Origin of the sequence: Methylomonas rapida, from assembly GCF_024360925.2 — a bacterium.
Taxonomy (GTDB): Bacteria; Pseudomonadota; Gammaproteobacteria; order Methylococcales; family Methylomonadaceae; genus Methylomonas; species Methylomonas rapida.
This window is the reverse complement of record NZ_CP113517.1, coordinates 3,899,779-3,919,119: the sequence shown is the minus strand read 5'-3', so window position 1 is coordinate 3,919,119 and position 19,341 is coordinate 3,899,779. Positions and strand designations below refer to the sequence as shown.

Sequence of the window (19,341 nt, the reverse complement as noted above, 5' to 3'; positions counted from 1 at the left end):
TATTGAGTAGTGCTTGTAGAACAGGCTTTTGGAGAAAATAATGGCTAACGTGTTTGAATTTGTTGCGGAAACTCGCAGTGCAACGGGTAGTAGTGCGGCGAAAATCGTTCGTCGTCAAGGCAAAGTGCCGGCTGTGATTTATGGCGGCAGTGAAGCGCCTGCGATGTTGGTTTTGGATCACAATGAGTTGTTGAAGCAATTGGCTCACGAAGCCGTTTACTCGCATGTGTTGGATATCAAGGTTGACGGCAGGACTGAAAAAGCTATTTTGAAGCACATTCAGCGTCATCCGGCGAAGCCGCAAATTCTGCACATCGACTTTATGCGCGTCGACGAAAGCCATAAGGTTAAAGTCCATGTTCCGCTGCATTTCATTAATGAAGCGACATCTATCGGTGTGAAAAAAGGCGGCGCCGTCAGTCATGCCATGGCTGATGTCGAAGTAGCTTGCATGCCTTCCGCATTGCCTGAGTTCATCGAGGTCGATATGGCCAATGTCGATGTGGGTGTTACTTTGCATTTGTCCGATCTGGTTTTGCCTGCAGGGGTAGAAATTCCGGAATTGCAACAAGGTTCTGAGCATGATCATCCGGTTGTGCAGATCTCAAAACCGAAAGGCGAGAGCGCTTCCGAGGAAGCTTCTGCATAATCATGCGATTGCTTGATGATTAAGCTGATCGTGGGTCTCGGGAATCCGGGGCAGCAGTATGAAAGAACCCGGCACAATGCCGGGTTTCTTTTTGTGGATCACTTGGTTGGGGCGCAAGGTGCGCGATGGTCGGCCAATACTCAGTTCCAAGGGGAGGTTGCCGGTCTCGATATATCGGGGCATAAGTTGGTCTTGTTGAAGCCGATGACTTTTATGAATAGAAGTGGCTCGTCGGTAGGTAAGGTGCTACGCTACTACAAATTCAAGCCTGATGAGTTGTTGGTGGTTCATGATGAATTGGATCTGCCAGAAGGCTCGGTAAAAATGAAGCGTGATGGCGGGCATGCGGGGCATAATGGCTTGAGGGATATTATTGCTCACATCGATACACGAGATTTTTTCCGCTTGAGATTGGGTATCGGTCGACCCTCGAATGGGGGTAATGTCGCTGATTATGTGCTCTCCAGGCCTTCATCTCAAGTGTTCACGATTTGGGATGGTCTGTTTGGTCGCCTGGAGGGCGAAATGAACGCGCTGATTTCAGGTGATCTGGCTGCGATTAATAACAGTCTTGCCCAATAAATAAAAAATTTTTAAGTTTTTTGAAAAAAAACTTGACCGAGTTGGTTGATGTAAGGATAATGACCAAATTACATGAAGGAGGGGTTCCCGAGCGGCCAAAGGGATCAGACTGTAAATCTGCCGGTTCTACCTTCGGAGGTTCGAATCCTCCCCCCTCCACCATCAAATTTGAATTGGATCTGCGGGTGTAGTTCAATGGTAGAACTCCAGCCTTCCAAGCTGATCACGTGGGTTCGATTCCCATCACCCGCTCCATTTTTTGGCTACGGTAATGTCGCTCATATAGCTCAGTAGGTAGAGCACTTCCTTGGTAAGGAAGAGGTCACCGGTTCAAATCCGGTTATGAGCTCCAGTTTTGATTAATTGTTCTTCTAGGGTGTTTTCGTAATGGCTAAAGAAAAATTTGAAAGAAAAAAACCGCACGTAAACGTCGGTACGATTGGTCACGTTGACCATGGTAAAACCACGCTGACTGCAGCCCTGACCAAGGTAATGGCGGAGTTGCAAGGCGGTGAAGCAAAAGCTTTCGATCAAATTGACAATGCCCCAGAAGAACGCGCACGTGGTATCACTATTTCTACCTCGCACGTAGAATATGAGTCAGCTACGCGTCACTATGCGCACGTAGACTGCCCAGGTCACGCCGACTATGTTAAAAACATGATCACCGGTGCGGCCCAAATGGACGGAGCCATCCTGGTTTGCTCCGCGGCCGATGGTCCTATGCCGCAAACCCGCGAACACATCCTGTTGTCTCGCCAAGTAGGTGTGCCCTACATCGTGGTATTCCTGAACAAGGCCGACATGGTTGACGATCCTGAGTTGATCGAGCTGGTTGAGATGGAAATCCGCGAATTGTTGAATCAATACGAATTCCCAGGCGACGACACTCCGATCATCGTGGGTTCGGCGTTGAAAGCCTTAGAGGGCGAGCAAAGCGAAATCGGCGTTCAATCTGTCGTAAAACTGGTTGAAGCCCTGGATACATATATCCCTGAGCCAGAGCGCGCTATTGACGGCAAATTCCTGATGCCGATCGAAGACGTATTCTCGATTTCTGGTCGCGGCACCGTGGTAACCGGTCGTGTAGAGCGCGGTATCATCAAAGTCGGTGAAGAAGTCGAGATCGTTGGTATCAAAGACACCATCAAAACCACCTGTACTGGCGTGGAAATGTTCCGCAAGTTGCTGGATCAAGGTCAAGCGGGCGATAACGTAGGTGTGTTGTTGCGTGGTACCAAACGCGACGAAGTAGAGCGTGGTCAAGTCTTGGCGCACGTAAATAGCATTAAACCGCACTCACATTTCAAAGCAGAAATCTACGTCTTGTCAAAAGACGAGGGCGGTCGCCATACCCCATTCTTCAACGGCTATCGTCCGCAGTTCTACTTCAGAACCACCGACGTAACCGGTGCGGTCGAGTTGCCGGAAGGTGTTGAAATGGTTATGCCTGGCGACAATATCGCGGTAACCGTGAAACTGATCGCGCCGATCGCGATGGAAGATGGTTTGCGTTTCGCAATTCGTGAAGGTGGTCGTACCGTGGGTGCGGGTGTCGTTGCCTCTATCATTGAATAATTCAATCGATAGCTGAGTTAAATGTTTCTGGAATAGGTCAGTAGTTCAATTGGTAGAGCAGCGGTCTCCAAAACCGCAAGTTGGGGGTTCGAGTCCCTCCTGGCCTGCCACCAGAAATACATTCAAAAAATAGAAAATTAAAATGAACGCACAAGCAGAAGAAGTTACCTCGGTAGCAGATATCGTAAAACTGGTAATTTGTCCAGTTTTAATAACGGCCGGCGTAGTTGCGTTCTATCATTTCTCTGATTTAATGCTGTTATATCGTGTATTGGGCTTGGTCATTATCGTGGCTTTGTCCGTCGGGATATGCTTTACCACTGCCAGAGGGCGAGCGGTATGGCAATTCATTGGCGAGTCCAAGCAGGAAATGAGGCGTGTGGTTTGGCCCACCAAAGATGAGACGGTCAGGACTACATTGTTAGTGTTTACAATGGTCTTTGTTGTTGGTCTGATCCTTTGGTTGTTGGATATGTTTTTATTCTGGGCTGTACAGCTGCTGATGAATCAGGGGATGCAATAATGTCTCTGCGCTGGTATGTGGTACACGCCTACTCAAACTATGAAAACAAGGTTAAACAGGCGCTTGAAGAGAGAATAAAACGCGAAGGCCTAGAGCAATATTTCGGCAAGATTCTGGTTCCAACCGAAGAAGTTGTCGAAATGAAGATGGGGCAGCAGCGGAAAAGCGAAAGAAAGTTTTTTCCAGGCTACGTCCTGGTGCAAATGGAACTTAATGACGAAACCTGGCACTTGGTAAGGAATGTGCCAAGGGTCTTGGGATTTATTGGTGGTGCATCCGACAGGCCTTCGCCAATTTCGGATAAGGAAGCCATGGCAATCCTGAACAGAGTGGAAGAAGGCGTCAATAAGCCTAGGCCCAAGATTCTGTTTGAGGTTGGTGAAGTCATTCGTATCATTGACGGTCCGTTCAAGGATTTCAATGGTAGTATCGAAGAAGTCAATTACGAAAAAAGTCGCCTGCGAGTATCGGTGCTGATTTTTGGTCGGTCTACACCTGTGGAGCTTGAGTTTGTGCAGGTTGAGAAAGTCTAATTTCTCATAAGAAAATTTTAGGGATCCCTGCCATTTTTAATGGCGGGGATTTTTGTTTGTTGGGGAGCCTAAAAGCGTTTGTACCCGTTTAGGAGTAAAAAATGGCAAAAAAGATTGATTCCTATATCAAGCTGCAAGTAAAAGCAGGCGAAGCGAATCCTAGTCCTCCGGTTGGTCCAGCGTTGGGTCAGCGTGGTGTCAACATCATGGAGTTTTGCAAGGCGTTCAATGCGAGAACCCAAGATGTCGAAAAAGGGCTGCCACTGCCTGTTGTTATCACTGTCTATAGTGATAAAAGTTTCACCTTCGTTACCAAAACACCCCCCGCTTCCATTCTGTTGAAAAAAGCCGCTGGCATTAAAAGCGGAAGCAGCAAGCCTAACTCCAATAAAGTAGGTACCGTAACTCGTGCGCAGTTGGAAGAGATTGCGAAAACCAAAATGGAAGATTTGAATGCCGCCGACATGGATGCGGCAATTAGAATTATTGCGGGAAGCGCTCGCAGCATGGGCTTGAACGTGGAGGGCGTGTAATGGCTAAGTTGAGCAAAAAAGCAAAAGCAATCAGAGAAAAAGTCTCCAGCAGCAAGCAATATTCTGTTGCCGAAGCCGTGAGCTTGTTGAAAGAATTCGCTAACAGCAAATTCGATGAATCGATTGATGTCAGCGTCAACCTGGGTGTCGATCCGCGCAAATCCGATCAAAATGTGCGTGGCGCCTCCGTATTGCCGCATGGTACGGGTAAAAGCGTACGTGTTGCAGTGTTCACCCAAGGTCCTAATGCCGATGCCGCCAGAGAAGCCGGTGCCGACGTCGTGGGCATGGATGACCTGGCCGAGCAGGTCAAACGTGGAGAAATGAATTTTGATGTCGTGATCGCTTCGCCTGATGCAATGCGTGTGGTCGGTCAATTGGGTCAAATTCTGGGGCCGCGCGGTTTGATGCCTAACCCAAAAGTCGGCACCGTGACACCCGATGTCGTTACAGCGGTAAAAAATGCAAAATCGGGGCAGGTTAGATACCGTACCGACAAATCCGGCATCATTCATTGTTCGATTGGCAAAGTGTCTTTTGACGAAAATTCGATCAAACAAAATTTGGAATTTCTGATTGGAGACCTGAAAAAAGCCAAGCCGACGGCGGCGAAAGGCGTTTATCTGAAAAAAATCTCTCTTTCTTCAACCATGGGCCCCGGTCTGTGGATCGATCAAAACAGTATCGAAATCTAATACAAAAGACTTTGGGTTGCCGAGTCCTTCGGCAACCGTCAAAGACCGTAGGTGCATGACGCTTAATTATCCTACGCAGACGGGAGCTCTAACCAACTGTGGTGAAAGAAACCGTAAGGGGCATCGCAAGATGCGTTTCATAGCTCCTGATTCATATCGGGAAACTACCGGAGGTAGATGTGGCACTCAATTTAGATGGCAAAAAAGTTGTCGTAGAGGAAGTTGCTGAATTCGCCGCTAAAGCCCATTCCGCTGTTGCGGCGGAATACCGTGGTTTGACAGTTACTGAGCTTACAGAGCTGCGCAAAACCGCGAGAGAAACGGGTGTTTATTTGCGCGTAGTCAAAAACACTCTGGCAAAACGTGCGGTCGCTGGAACTGAGTTCGAATGTATGCAGGACAAGCTGGTTGGTCCGCTGATTCTGGCGTTTTCTATCGAAGACCCAGGTTGCGCGGGACGTTTGATCAGCGAGTTTTCAAAAACTCATAAAAATCTCATTGCCAAAATCGTAGCGATTGGCGGTCAAGCGTATGACGGTTCCGAACTGGACCGTTTGGCGAAATTGCCGAGCCGCGATCAAGGTATCGCAATGCTGATGTCAGTCATGAAGGCTCCAGTCGAAAAACTGGCTCGTACCTTGGCTGCGGTCAGAGACGAGAAAGAAGCTGCATAAATCGATTCGACTAGTTAATACGCATAAAATAGAGGAATATAAAAATGGCAATTTCAAAAGAAGATATCTTGGAAGCAGTTGCGAACATGACTGTTATGGAAATCGTTGATCTGATTTCCGCCATGGAAGAAAAATTCGGTGTATCCGCGGCCGCGGCCGTTGTTGCTGCCGCGCCTGCCGCCGCTGCCGTTGAAGAAGAAAAAACCGAGTTTGACCTGGTTCTGACCGGTTTCGGCGACAACAAAGTTGCGGTTATTAAAGCCGTACGCGGCATCACCGGCTTGGGCTTGAAAGAAGCCAAAGACGCGGTAGAAGGCGCACCAAGCACATTGAAAGAAGGCATCAGCAAAGCCGAAGCCGAAGCTGCTAAAAAAGAACTGGAAGCAGCAGGCGCAACCGCCGAGATCAAATAAGTATCTTGATCTGCATATCAGGCATAAGCCTACCAAACCGGGCTGACGGCATTTTGCCGTCGGCCTTTTACTGCTTGTAAAATGGGCAGTAGTAATAATCTCTGACGACGAAGGTATAGAAGCAATATGGCCTATTCTTTTACCGAAAAAAAGCGTATCCGTAATAATTTTGGGAAAGGTTCAGAAGTTCTGGATGTTCCCTATCTCTTGGCAACACAAATCGATTCGTATGCAAACTTCTTGCAATTGGGTGTTCAACCTGAAAAACGACGTAATCAAGGTTTGCATGCCGCATTTTCCAGCGTATTTCCGGTGGTTAGCCACTCAGGTTATGCGGTGCTCGAGTATGTAAAATATCGCTTGGGGGAACCCACTTTCGACGTAAGAGAGTGCCAACAGCGCGGAGCTACCTTTGCTGCGCCGTTGAGAGTTTTAGTGCGTTTGGTCATTTATGACAAAGATGCGCCGGCAAATACGAAAGTCGTCAAAGACATTCGTGAACAAGAAGTCTACATGGGCGAACTGCCCCTGATGACCGACAATGGTACTTTTGTGATCAACGGTACCGAACGGGTCATCGTGTCGCAATTGCACAGATCGCCCGGCGTGTTCTTCGATCACGACAAAGGTAAAACCCATTCATCAGGCAAACTGTTATTCAATGCCCGCGTAATTCCTTATCGTGGCTCCTGGTTGGACTTCGAGTTCGATCATAAAGATGCGGTGTATGTCCGTATCGACAGACGCCGTAAAATTCCGGCTACCATCCTGCTGCGGGCCTTGGGTTACGACAACGAAGAGATGATCAGCATCTTCTTCGATACCAACAAATTTTCATTGAGTGCCGATAAGTTCATGTTCCACGTAATCCCCGAAAGATTGCGCGGCGAAATGGCGGTATTTGACATCAAACACGACGGCGCCGTACTGATCGAAGAAGGACGGCGCATCACCGCGAAACATGTGCGCCAACTGGAAAAAGCGGGCGTTACTGAAATCGAAGTGCCTAGAGACTACCTCTATGGCAAAATTTTGGGCCATAATGTCATCGACACCTCGACCGGCGAGCTGATTGCCAGTGTCAATGACGAGTTGACCGAGCCATTATTGCAGAAATTGATCGATGCCGATGTGCGCGAAATCAATACGCTATATGTCAACGACCTGGATCGCGGTCCCTATATTTCCAATGCCATGCGCTTGGATACCACCAGTAATCGAATGGAAGCGCTGGTAGAGATCTACCGCATGATGCGTCCTGGCGAGCCACCGACCGCGGAGTCCGCTGAAAATCTGTTTGAAAACCTGTTCTTTACCGACGAGCGTTACGACCTGTCAGCCGTGGGCCGGATGAAATTCAACCGTCGTCTCGGTCGCGAAGAGATCGAAGGTACGGGTACGCTCAGCAAGGAAGACATCATCGACGTATTGAAGGAGCTGATCAAAATCCGGAATGGCAATGGCGTCGTGGACGATATCGACCATCTGGGTAACCGCCGGGTGCGTTCGGTGGGCGAAATGATCGAAAACCAATTCCGCATCGGCTTGGTCCGAGTTGAGCGCGCGGTCAGAGAGCGCTTGACCCTGGCCGATTCGGAAGGCTTGATGCCGCAAGAAATCATCAACGCCAAGCCTGTGTCAGCCGCGGTCAAGGAATTCTTCGGTTCCAGCCAGTTGTCCCAATTCATGGACCAAAACAACCCGTTGTCACAGGTTACCCATAAGCGTCGGGTATCGGCGTTGGGTCCAGGCGGTTTGGCGCGTGAACGTGCCGGGTTCGAGGTGCGCGACGTTCACACGACCCATTATGGCCGGGTATGTCCGATCGAAACGCCGGAGGGGCCAAACATCGGTTTGATCAACTCCTTGTCGGTTTACGCCCGCACCAACGAATACGGCTTTTTGGAAACCCCGTATCGCAAAGTCGTCGATGGCTATGTCACCGACCAGGTGGATTACATCTCCGCGATCGAAGAAGGCGAATATGTGATCGCGCAGTCCAGCGTGGCCGTCGATGAAAATGGCAAGCTGGTCGAAGGCCTGGTGTCATGCCGTTACAAAGACGAATTCACCTTGGCATCTTCGGATACCGTGCAATACATGGACGTATCGTCCAAGCAGATCGTATCCGTGGCGGCGTCCATCATTCCGTTCCTGGAGCATGATGACGCGAACCGGGCGTTGATGGGGTCTAACATGCAGCGGCAAGCGGTTCCGACGTTGAGAGCCGAAAAACCGCTGGTGGGTACCGGCATGGAACGTGTCGTGGCCAAAGACTCGGGTGTAACCGTGGTCGCCACTCGCGGTGGTCGTATCGAGGCCGTGGACGCGGGGCGCATCGTGGTGCGGGTCAATGACGATGAAACCGTTGCCGGTGTACCAGGTGTGGATATCTACAATCTGATCAAATACACCCGTTCCAATCAGAACACCTGTATCAATCAAAAACCTTTGGTCAAGCTGGGCGACCTGGTTAGAAAAGGCGATATCCTGGCTGATGGCCCTTCGACCGATTTGGGTGAATTGGCATTGGGTCAAAACATGTTGATCGCGTTCATGCCTTGGAACGGTTATAACTTCGAGGACTCGATCCTGGTTTCCGAGCGAGTGGTGAAGGAAGACCGTTTCACGACTATCCATATCGAAGAAAAAACCTGCGTGGCGCGTGAAACCAAGCACAGCCCGGAAGAGATTACCGCCGATATTCCAAACGTCAGCGAGGAAGCCTTGTCCAAACTGGACGAGTCCGGCATCGTCTATGTCGGTGCCGAAGTCAAAGGCGGCGATATTCTGGTCGGTAAAGTGACGCCAAAAGGCGAAACACAACTGACGCCGGAAGAAAAATTGCTGCGCGCGATTTTCGGTGAGAAAGCCGCCGATGTAAAAGATACTTCGCTGCGTGTGCCGAACAACGTGCGCGGTACAGTGATCGACGTACAAGTATTTACTCGCGACGGCGTCAAAAAAGACAAGCGTGCGTTGGAAATCGAAGAAGCAGAAATCAAACGTTATCGTAAGGATTTGGATGATCAATTGAAGATCGTCGAGCACGACATCTTTGCGCGTGTGAAGTCGACTCTCCTAGGTAAGAAGGCCGAAAAGGGGCCAAATGGTTTGAAAAAAGGCGAGGAGATCGTTAAAGATTATCTCGAAACCTTGACGCATTCCGAGTTATTGAAAATCAAGACTCAAGACGAAGATGTCAACGTCTATCTGGAAACCATCGCCGAACAAGTCGAACAACAACGCAAGGAATTCGACGAGCGTTTCGAGCAGAAGAAAAAGAAAATCACCATGGGCGACGATTTGGCGCCAGGTGTGTTGAAAATGGTCAAGGTTTATTTGGCCGTCAAAAAACGCATTCAGCCCGGTGACAAGATGGCGGGCCGCCATGGTAACAAGGGTGTGATCTCGCAAATCGTGCCGATAGAAGACATGCCATACACGGCCGATGGCAATCCAGTCGATATTTTGTTGAATCCGCTGGGTGTACCGTCACGCATGAACGTCGGACAGGTGTTGGAGACACACTTGGGCTGGGCTGCGAAAGGCTTGGGTATCAAGATCGGCAAGATGTTGGAAGCACAGGCCAAGGTGCAAGAAATCAGAGGTTTCCTGGAAAAAATTTATAACTGCAGTGGCAGAAAAGAGGACCTCAGTTCCTTTTCCGATAAAGAAATCCTGGAGCTTGCGGCGAATCTGGTGGGCGGCGTGCCGATGGCGACCCCTGTATTCGACGGTGCCTCGGAAGAGGACATTCGTACCATGTTGCAATTGGCAGACCTGCCCGAGCATGGCCAAACCACATTGTATGATGGTTTGACCGGTGAACCGTTCGAGCGTGAAGTCACCGTGGGTTATATGTACATGCTGAAATTGAACCATTTGGTCGACGATAAAATGCATGCCCGTTCAACGGGGCCATACAGTTTGGTGACTCAGCAGCCGTTGGGCGGTAAGGCCCAGTTCGGCGGACAACGTTTCGGTGAGATGGAGGTGTGGGCGTTGGAAGCCTATGGCGCAGCATATACCTTGCAGGAAATGCTGACGGTCAAGTCGGACGATGTTACCGGAAGGACTCGTATGTACAAAAATATCGTCGATGGTAATCACACAATGGAAGCCGGTATGCCGGAATCCTTCAACGTATTGGTCAAGGAAATACGTTCGTTGGCAGTCAATATCGAAATGGAGCAGGAATAACCTGCTTCTAGCTGGATGACTGGAATCTGGGCAATAATGGTTAACATTTAAAGAGGATAAGCTCTTGAAAGATTTAATGAATTTCCTAAAGCGTCAAGGTCGTACCGATGATTTTGACACTATCCGTATCGGCTTGGCATCACCTGACATGATTCGTTCATGGTCCTATGGTGAAGTCAAGAAACCGGAGACCATCAATTACCGTACTTTTAAGCCGGAAAGAGACGGCCTGTTCTGCGCCAAAATTTTTGGCCCTATCAGTGATTACGAATGCTTATGCGGTAAGTACAAGCGTTTGAAACACCGTGGCGTCATCTGCGAAAAGTGCGGCGTGGAAGTCACTTTATCCAAAGTCCGCCGCGAACGCATGGGCCATATCGAATTGGCCAGCCCGGTTGCACATATTTGGTTCCTGAAATCACTGCCTTCCAGAATTGCATTGTTATTGGATATGACATTGCGTTCGATCGAACGCGTGTTGTACTTCGAAACATTCGTCGTTACCGATCCGGGTATGTCGCCGCTGGAAAAAGGCCAATTGTTGACCGACGAAGAATACCTGAATGCGGTTGAAGAGCATGGCGATGATTTCGTCGCCAAAATGGGCGCTGAAGCGATCTATGATTTGTTGAAATCGATTGATCTAAAGGAAGAAATCAATATTCTTCGCGAAGAGATCAATTCGACCAGTTCGGATACCAAAATCAAGAAGTTTTCGAAGCGCTTGAAGGTCATCGATTCCTTGTTGGCTTCCAATAACCGTCCGGAATGGATGATCATGCACGTATTGCCGGTGTTGCCGCCGGAATTGCGCCCATTGGTGCCTCTGGATGGTGGCCGCTTTGCGACATCGGATTTGAATGATCTTTATCGCCGCGTCATCAACCGTAACAATCGTCTTACACGCTTGTTGGACTTGAATGCGCCAGACATTATCGTGCGTAACGAAAAACGCATGCTGCAAGAAGCGGTCGATGCCTTGTTGGATAACGGTCGCCGCGGTCGTGCAATCACGGGCAGCAACAGAAGGCCTTTGAAATCCCTGGCCGATATGATCAAGGGTAAACAAGGCCGTTTCCGGCAAAATTTGCTGGGCAAACGGGTCGATTATTCGGGGCGTTCCGTTATCGTGGTAGGTCCTACCTTGCGCCTGCACCAATGCGGGTTGCCGAAAAAAATGGCACTGGAACTGTTCAAGCCGTTCATATTTAGCAAGTTGCAACTGCGTGGTTTAGCCACCACCATCAAGGCGGCCAAGAAAATGGTCGAGCGCGAAGGAGCCGAGGTTTGGGATATTCTGGAAGAAGTCATTCGCGAACATCCGGTATTGCTGAACCGGGCGCCGACGCTGCACCGTTTGGGTATTCAAGCGTTTGAACCAATCTTGATCGAAGGTAAAGCGATTCAATTGCATCCGTTGGTTTGTAGCGCGTTCAACGCCGACTTCGACGGTGACCAGATGGCGGTGCATATTCCGTTGTCGATCGAGGCACAATTGGAAGCACGTACCTTGATGATGGCGACCAACAATATTTTGTCGCCTGCCAATGGTGAGCCAGTCATCAACCCGTCGCAGGACGTGGTCTTGGGGTTGTATTACATCAGTCGTGAAAAGGTCAACGCCAAAGGTGAGGGGAGTATATTTACCGATCTCGCCGAAGTGATGAAGGCCTTGGATGCAAAGGCTGTCGAGCTGCAAAGCAAAATCGAGCTCAGAGTCACTGAAAAATTGAAAAATGCCGATGGCGAATTCGAAACCATCGTTAGCAGGAAGAAAACAACCGTAGGTCGAGCGATTATCTGGGGCATCGTGCCCGACGGCATGCCTTACGAGTTGGTCAATGTGGATATGACCAAGAAAAATATTTCTCGGTTGATCAACTATAGCTATCGTTATTTGGGCATCAAGGAAACGGTAATTCTGGCGGACCAAATCATGTATTTGGGATTCCGCTACGCCACGCGTTCCGGAGTTTCATTCGGTATCGAGGACATGGAAATCCCGGCCAAGAAAGCGGACATCATTCGCGCCGCAGAAGCAGAGGTCAACGAAATCCAGAACCAATATTCGTCAGGTCTGGTCACCGATGGCGAACGCTATAACAAGGTCGTCGACATTTGGTCTCGTGCGAACGATCAGGTTGCGAAAGTGATGATGGAAGGCCTGGGTGAGGATGAAGTCGTTGACGCCAGCGGACAGACGGTCAAGCAGAAGTCGTTCAATTCCATTTTTATGATGGCCGAATCGGGCGCGAGGGGATCCGCGGCTCAGATCCGGCAGTTGGCGGGTATGCGCGGTTTGATGGCCAAGCCGGACGGCTCCATCATCGAAACGCCGATTACAGCGAATTTCCGTGAAGGTTTGGACGTGTTGCAATACTTCATTTCAACTCACGGTGCGCGTAAAGGTCTGGCGGATACCGCGCTGAAAACCGCGAACTCGGGTTACTTGACTCGACGTTTGGTCGACGTGGCCCAGGATTTGGTGATTGCCGAATCCGATTGCGGTACCGAGAACGGTCTGACCATGATGCCTATCATTGAAGGCGGCGATGTGGTCGAGCCATTGGTCGAACGAGTATTGGGCCGGGTCGCTGCGATAGATGTCACTAATCCTGCGAGCAATGATGTGTTGATTCCAGCGGGTACCATGATTGACGAGAATCTGGTAAGCGTGCTGGAGGATCACGGTATCGATAAAATGATCGTGCGTTCCGTCATTACTTGCGAATCCAGACAGGGTGTGTGTGCTAAGTGTTATGGTCGCGATTTGGGTCGAGGGCATCTGGTCAATATCGGCGAGGCTGTTGGTGTTGTCGCCGCTCAGTCTATCGGTGAGCCTGGCACACAGTTGACCATGCGTACGTTCCACATTGGTGGTGCGGCATCGAGATCGGCTGCTGTCAGCAATGTTCAGGTCAAGTCCGCCGGTAGTGCGAAGCTGAACAACTTGAAGACGGTCAAAAACCGCGAGAACAATCTGGTGGCGGTTTCCAGATCGGGCGAGGTTGGCGTGATGGATGAATACGGTCGCGAACGCGAGCGTTATAAAATTCCTTATGGCGCAGTGTTGTCCATAGAAGACGGTAGTCCGGTCAAAGCTGGCGATATTATCGTCAATTGGGACCCGCATACCCATCCAGTTATTACTGAGGTAGATGGTTTTATCCAATTGCACGATTTTATCGATGGGGTGACCGTTCAGGAACAGTCGGATGAGGTAACAGGCTTGACTTCACGCGTGGTTACCGATCCCAAGCAACGTAGCGCTGCGGGTAAGGAATTACGGCCTATGGTTCGATTGATCGATGAGCACGGTGGCTTGATCAATCTGCCAGGCACCGATATACCGGCACAGTATTTCTTGCCTGCGGGTGCAATCGTCAGTGTTAAAGATGGCGGCGAAGTGAAGGTCGGCGACGTGCTGGCCCGGATTCCACAAGAATCCAGTAAAACCCGGGACATCACCGGTGGTTTGCCGCGTGTTGCCGACTTGTTCGAGGCGCGCAAAACTAAAGATCCTGCGATTTTGGCGGAGGCAACCGGTATGGTTTCGTTTGGTAAGGAAACCAAGGGTAAGCAGCGCGTCATCATTACCGACGCTGAGGGTGAGCATTACGAGACCCTGATACCGAAATGGCGACATATCACGGTATTTGAAGGTGAATTCGTCGAAAAAGGCGAGACGATCGCCGAAGGTGAATTGACGCCGCATGACATCTTGCGTTTGCGCGGTGTGGAAGAGTTGGCTGATTACCTGGTCAAGGAGATTCAGGATGTTTACCGGTTACAAGGGGTGAAAATCAACGATAAGCACATCGAGGCGATCATTCGTCAGATGTTGCGTAAAGTGGAAATCACCGCTTCAGGTGAAACGGATTTCGTCAAAGGCGAACAGGTTGAGCGTACATTACTCAATGCGGTCAATGAGCAAGCCGAGAAAGAAGGCAAGATTCCTGCAAGTTACGAATCGCTGTTATTGGGTATTACCAAGGCGTCACTGGCGACCGAGTCCTTCATATCCGCGGCATCCTTCCAGGAGACCACTCGCGTGCTGACTGATGCCGCCGTTAGGGGTATCAGCGACAGTCTGAATGGTCTGAAGGAAAACGTCATTGTCGGTAGGTTGATTCCAGCCGGTACCGGCTTGGCGTATCATGAGCAGCGCCGTAAGAGAAGGGCAATGGAGTCGGCGCCGGAAGTCGATTCCGCAATCAGCGCCGCCGAAGCAGTGGATGTTGAAGAGGCCCTGAAACAGGCACTCAACATTGAATAAAAAATAACCAAAAGTTCTTGACCATGTGATGAAGAGGCGGTAATATGCTCTGCTCACATGAGTCAAGAGATTTGGGTCTGGCAACCGTGGCCTGCGAAAAGCTTGTTTGCGGGTTTTTGTTTGTTACAAATTGCATATCGGAGTAGTTAAGAATGGCCACGATCAATCAGTTGGTCCGTAAGCCTCGTGCTAAGAAAGTCGAGAAAACCAATGTGCCTGCATTGGAAGCATGTCCTCAAAGAAGGGGGGTTTGTACCCGTGTTTACACCACGACGCCGAAGAAGCCGAACTCGGCCTTGCGTAAGGTGGCAAGGGTCAGATTGACCAATGGGGCTGAAGTAAGTAGTTATATTGGTGGTGAAGGGCATAATCTGCAAGAGCACTCTGTTGTGTTGATCCGCGGTGGTCGTGTCAAGGATTTGCCAGGTGTGCGTTACCACGTTGTTCGGGGAAGTCTTGATACTTCTGGTGTGAAAGATAGAAAGTGTGGTCGCTCCAAATATGGTGCGAAAAGACCTAAAAAATAAGGGCTGTTAACCAATGTCTAGAAGAAGAGTAGCTGCAAAGCGAGTAATCAATCCGGATCCGCGCTTCGGTAGCGATATGCTGTCGAAGTTTATGAACATGATTATGCAGGACGGTAAAAAGTCCGTAGCTGAAAAAATTGTTTACGGCGCTTTGGATGTTATCGAGAGCAAAGGTCATAAAGAATCTTTGGAACTGGTTGCGAAAGCGCTGGAAAATGTTCAGCCTCGCGTTGAGGTGAAATCACGCCGCGTAGGTGGTGCGACGTATCAGGTGCCTGTCGAGGTTCGTCCGGCGAGACGAGTTGCATTGTCCATGCGTTGGCTGATCGATGCGGCTAGAAAACGCAATGAAAGAACCATGGCTGCAAAGTTGGCTGGTGAGTTGCTGGATGCTTCGGAAGGCCGTGGTGCAGCTGCTAAGAAACGCGAAGATACGCATAGAATGGCTGAAGCAAACAAGGCGTTTGCTCATTATCGCTGGTAAGCGATAGCCTTTTTGGGTGGTTGATATGGCACGGAAGACGCCAATAGAGCATTACCGTAATATCGGGATCATGGCTCACATAGATGCCGGTAAAACAACCACTACCGAGCGCATTTTGTTTTACACCGGTGTGTCTCATAAAATGGGTGAGGTGCATGATGGTGCTGCAACCATGGACTGGATGGAGCAGGAGCAGGAAAGAGGGATTACGATAACCTCGGCTGCGACTACCTGCTTTTGGTCGGGAATGGAAAAACAATATCCGCAGCACCGTATCAATATCATCGATACGCCGGGCCACGTCGATTTTACGATAGAAGTAGAGCGCTCGCTGCGGGTGCTGGATGGCGCGTGTGCGGTTTTTTGTGCCGTAGGTGGTGTGGAGCCGCAATCGGAAGCGGTGTGGCGTCAAGCGAATAAATACCATGTTCCCAGGTTGGCATTCGTCAATAAGATGGATCGTGTCGGTGCCGATTTTCCGCGTGTTGTGGAGCAGTTAAAAACTCGGCTTGGGGCATCGGTTGTAGCGATGCAACTGCCAATTGGTTCTGAAGATGGATTTGTCGGTGTCATCGATCTGGTCAAGCAGAAAGCGCTTTACTGGAATGATGCTGATTTGGGTGTCACGCATGAGGAAAAGGAAATTCCTGCGGAAATGGTGGGCATGGTCGCCGAATATAGAGAGCTTCTGATCGAGAGGGCGGCAGAAGGTTCCGAAGACCTCACTGAGAAATATCTGGAAGACGGTGTTCTTTCGGAAGAGGAAATAAAAAAAGGAATTCGTGATCAAGTGCTGCAAAATAGCTTGGTTCCGGTTTATTGCGGTTCCGCCTTCAAGAATAAAGGTGTTCAGTGCTTGCTGGATGGAGTCATCGAGTTTTTGCCTGCGCCAATAGATAAGCCCGCAGTGAAGGGAATGCTAGAGGGGAGTGATGAGGAGCAGTTGCGAACGGCTGGAGATGATCAACCGTTTTCAGCGTTGGCATTCAAAATTGCTTCAGATCCCTTTGTAGGGATTTTGACATTTTTTAGGGTTTACTCCGGTGTGCTGAAATCCGGTGATGTGATCCTGAATGTCGCGAAAGGAAAGCGTGAGCGGGTTGGTCGAATTGTCCAGATGCACGCCAATAGTAGGGAAGAGGTTGGCGAGGTCAGGGCGGGCGATATAGCTGCTGTAATCGGATTAAAAGATGTCACCACGGGTGATACGTTTAGCGCCATGGAGGCTCCGATTTTGTTGGAAAAAATGGAATTTCCAGAACCCGTTATATCGGTTGCGGTTGAGCCAAAAACAAAGGCGGACCAAGACAAGATGGGGGGGGCGCTCGCGCGTTTGGCGCAAGAAGATCCGTCGTTTCGCGTAAATACGGACGGTGAATCGGGGCAGACCATTATCTCGGGAATGGGTGAATTGCACTTAGAGATAATCGTTGATCGGATGAAGCGGGAATTCAACGTTGCGGCAAATGTAGGGGCACCGCAAGTGGCCTACAGAGAAACCATTCGCAAAACGGTAGAGTGTGAAGGAAAGTTCATTCGGCAAAGCGGAGGGCGCGGACAATACGGTCACGTCTGGCTGCGTTTGGAGCCAAGGGAATTAGGATCGGGTTATTTGTTCGTCAACGAAGTAGTTGGCGGGGCCATTCCGAAAGAATTTATTCCTGCGATCGATAAAGGCGTACAAGAACAAATGGAAAATGGCATAATAGCCGGCTTCCCTGTGGTAGATGTAAAAGTTAGTTTGTTCGATGGGTCATATCACGATGTCGATTCGAATGAAATGGCTTTCAAAATTGCAGGATCAATAGCCTTCAGGGATGGGGCAGAAACTGCAAATCCTGTATTGCTCGAACCCATTATGAAAGTCGAGGTGGTAACGCCAGAGGATTATATGGGTGAGGTCGTCGGTGACATCAACCGGCGTAGAGGCGTAATACATGGTATGGATGATGTGCCTGCTGGTAAAGCGGTCGAATGCGAAGTTCCCATGGCAGAAATGTTTGGCTACGCAACCGATCTGCGCTCTGCAACGCAGGGACGGGCGACATACAGTATGCAGTTTGAAAAATATAACGAAGCACCTGCAAATATTGCGGAAGCTATAATTAGAAAAGTATCTTAAATCTTTGTAAATATTAGGTATTGACTCATGGCTAAAGAAAAATTTGAAAGAAAAAAACCGCACGTAAACGTCGGTACGATTGGTCACGTTGACCATGGTAAAACCACGCTGACTGCAGCCTTGACCAAGGTAATGGCGGAGTTGCAAGGCGGTGAAGCAAAAGCTTTCGATCAAATTGACAATGCCCCAGAAGAACGCGCACGTGGTATCACTATTTCTACCTCGCACGTAGAATATGAGTCAGCTACGCGTCACTATGCGCACGTAGACTGCCCAGGTCACGCCGACTATGTTAAAAACATGATCACCGGTGCGGCCCAAATGGACGGAGCCATCCTGGTTTGCTCCGCGGCCGATGGTCCTATGCCGCAAACCCGCGAACACATCCTGTTGTCTCGCCAAGTAGGTGTGCCCTACATCGTGGTATTCCTGAACAAGGCCGACATGGTTGACGATCCTGAGTTGATCGAGCTGGTTGAGATGGAAATCCGCGAATTGCTGAATCAATATGAATTCCCAGGCGACGACACCCCGATCATCGTGGGTTCGGCGTTGAAAGCTTTAGAAGGCGAGCAAAGCGAAATCGGCGTTCAATCTGTCGTAAAACTGGTTGAAGCCCTGGATACATATATCCCTGAGCCAGAGCGCGCTATTGATGGCAAATTCCTGATGCCGATCGAAGACGTATTCTCGATTTCTGGTCGCGGTACCGTGGTAACCGGTCGTGTAGAGCGCGGTATCATCAAAGTCGGTGAAGAGGTCGAGATCGTTGGTATCAAAGACACCATCAAAACCACCTGTACTGGCGTGGAAATGTTCCGCAAGTTGCTGGATCAAGGTCAAGCGGGCGATAACGTAGGTGTGTTGTTGCGTGGTACCAAACGCGACGAAGTAGAGCGTGGTCAAGTCTTGGCGCACGTAAATAGCATTAAACCGCACTCACATTTCAAAGCAGAAATCTACGTCTTGTCAAAAGACGAGGGCGGTCGCCATACCCCATTCTTCAACGGCTATCGTCCACAGTTCTACTTCAGAACCACCGACGTAACCGGTGCGGTCGAGTTGCCGGAAGGTGTTGAAATGGTTATGCCTGGCGACAATATCGCGGTAACCGTGAAACTGATCGCGCCGATCGCGATGGAAGATGGTTTGCGTTTCGCAATTCGTGAAGGTGGTCGTACCGTTGGTGCGGGTGTCGTTGCTTCTATCATTGAGTAAAAAAGATGGCTAATCAAACTATCCGAATCCAATTGAAAGCTTTCGATCATAAGCTGATTGATCAATCGGCCGGTGAAATTGTTGAGACGGCGAAAAGAACAGGAGCCCAGGTTAAGGGGCCGATTCCGCTGCCAACAAGAAAAGAGCGTTTCACCATTCTGATCTCGCCGCACGTCAATAAAGATGCGCGTGATCAGTATGAATTGAGAACCTACAAAAGGTTGCTGGATATTGTCGAGCCAACCGATAAAACCGTGGATGCATTGATGAAATTGGATCTTGCAGCCGGGGTTGATGTTCAAATTAAGCTTAAATAAAAGCTAGAAATAAT

At 49.7% G+C, this 19,341-nt stretch carries 16 protein-coding genes and 4 tRNA genes; all 20 read left to right on the top strand.

The window, feature by feature from the left end; all coding sequences use genetic code 11:
* Positions 1-40: 40 nt before the first annotated feature.
* The 20 genes from NM686_RS18515 to rpsJ all read left to right on the top strand — a co-directional run bounded on the left by NM686_RS18515 (position 41) and on the right by rpsJ (position 19,327).
* Positions 41-649 carry a 50S ribosomal protein L25/general stress protein Ctc gene (locus NM686_RS18515; protein WP_255189305.1) on the top strand — a complete coding sequence of 203 codons (609 nt, stop codon included), beginning with the start codon at positions 41-43 and terminating at the stop codon, positions 647-649.
* 15 nt (positions 650-664) lie between these two features.
* A complete protein-coding gene (pth, locus tag NM686_RS18510; RefSeq protein ID WP_255189304.1) occupies positions 665-1,231 on the top strand; it encodes an aminoacyl-tRNA hydrolase in 567 nt (188 codons plus the stop codon).
* A gap of 77 nt (positions 1,232-1,308) precedes the next feature.
* A tRNA-Tyr gene (locus NM686_RS18505) sits at positions 1,309-1,393 on the top strand.
* A gap of 19 nt (positions 1,394-1,412) precedes the next feature.
* Positions 1,413-1,486: transfer RNA gene (locus tag NM686_RS18500), tRNA-Gly, on the top strand.
* A gap of 21 nt (positions 1,487-1,507) precedes the next feature.
* Positions 1,508-1,583, top strand: a tRNA-Thr gene (locus tag NM686_RS18495).
* Between the two features lie 35 nt (positions 1,584-1,618).
* Positions 1,619-2,809 (top strand): elongation factor Tu, encoded by a 1,191-nt coding sequence (tuf, locus tag NM686_RS18490; RefSeq protein ID WP_255189293.1) that lies wholly within the window; start codon positions 1,619-1,621, stop codon positions 2,807-2,809.
* Positions 2,810-2,843: 34 nt separating this feature from the next.
* Positions 2,844-2,919, top strand: a tRNA-Trp gene (locus NM686_RS18485).
* 32 nt (positions 2,920-2,951) lie between these two features.
* Positions 2,952-3,332, top strand: coding sequence for a preprotein translocase subunit SecE (gene secE, locus NM686_RS18480; protein WP_255189303.1), 381 nt, complete (start codon positions 2,952-2,954; stop codon positions 3,330-3,332).
* Positions 3,332-3,865 (top strand): transcription termination/antitermination protein NusG, encoded by a 534-nt coding sequence (gene nusG / locus NM686_RS18475; protein WP_255189302.1) that lies wholly within the window; start codon positions 3,332-3,334, stop codon positions 3,863-3,865. Before secE ends, nusG begins: the two co-directional genes overlap by 1 nt.
* Before the next feature lie 101 nt (positions 3,866-3,966).
* Entirely contained in the window at positions 3,967-4,398 is a 432-nt protein-coding gene (gene rplK / locus NM686_RS18470) for a 50S ribosomal protein L11 (RefSeq protein ID WP_255189301.1), read from the top strand.
* Entirely contained in the window at positions 4,398-5,093 is a 696-nt protein-coding gene (gene rplA, locus NM686_RS18465; RefSeq protein ID WP_255189300.1) for a 50S ribosomal protein L1, read from the top strand. Before rplK ends, rplA begins: the two co-directional genes overlap by 1 nt.
* 179 nt (positions 5,094-5,272) lie before the next feature.
* Complete coding sequence (rplJ, locus tag NM686_RS18460; protein ID WP_255189299.1) at positions 5,273-5,767, top strand: 50S ribosomal protein L10; 495 nt, start codon at positions 5,273-5,275, stop codon at positions 5,765-5,767.
* 44 nt (positions 5,768-5,811) lie between these two features.
* On the top strand, positions 5,812-6,180 hold the full coding sequence (gene rplL, locus NM686_RS18455; protein WP_255189298.1) for a 50S ribosomal protein L7/L12: 369 nt from the start codon (positions 5,812-5,814) through the stop codon (positions 6,178-6,180).
* A 126-nt stretch (positions 6,181-6,306) separates the two neighbouring features.
* Positions 6,307-10,383: a DNA-directed RNA polymerase subunit beta gene (gene rpoB, locus NM686_RS18450; RefSeq protein ID WP_255189297.1), complete on the top strand. Its 4,077-nt coding sequence runs from the start codon at positions 6,307-6,309 to the stop codon at positions 10,381-10,383.
* A gap of 76 nt (positions 10,384-10,459) precedes the next feature.
* Positions 10,460-14,659, top strand: a complete 4,200-nt coding sequence (gene rpoC / locus NM686_RS18445; RefSeq protein ID WP_255190446.1) for a DNA-directed RNA polymerase subunit beta' — start codon at positions 10,460-10,462, stop codon at positions 14,657-14,659.
* A 152-nt stretch (positions 14,660-14,811) separates the two neighbouring features.
* Positions 14,812-15,186 carry a 30S ribosomal protein S12 gene (gene rpsL / locus NM686_RS18440; protein ID WP_255189296.1) on the top strand — a complete coding sequence of 125 codons (375 nt, stop codon included), beginning with the start codon at positions 14,812-14,814 and terminating at the stop codon, positions 15,184-15,186.
* A gap of 13 nt (positions 15,187-15,199) precedes the next feature.
* Complete coding sequence (rpsG, locus tag NM686_RS18435; protein WP_255189295.1) at positions 15,200-15,670, top strand: 30S ribosomal protein S7; 471 nt, start codon at positions 15,200-15,202, stop codon at positions 15,668-15,670.
* A 25-nt stretch (positions 15,671-15,695) separates the two neighbouring features.
* Positions 15,696-17,792, top strand: a complete 2,097-nt coding sequence (gene fusA, locus NM686_RS18430) for an elongation factor G (RefSeq protein ID WP_255189294.1) — start codon at positions 15,696-15,698, stop codon at positions 17,790-17,792.
* 27 nt (positions 17,793-17,819) lie between these two features.
* Entirely contained in the window at positions 17,820-19,010 is a 1,191-nt protein-coding gene (gene tuf, locus NM686_RS18425) for an elongation factor Tu (RefSeq protein ID WP_255189293.1), read from the top strand.
* 5 nt (positions 19,011-19,015) lie between these two features.
* Complete coding sequence (gene rpsJ / locus NM686_RS18420) at positions 19,016-19,327, top strand: 30S ribosomal protein S10 (protein ID WP_013820389.1); 312 nt, start codon at positions 19,016-19,018, stop codon at positions 19,325-19,327.
* Positions 19,328-19,341 lie beyond the last annotated feature (14 nt).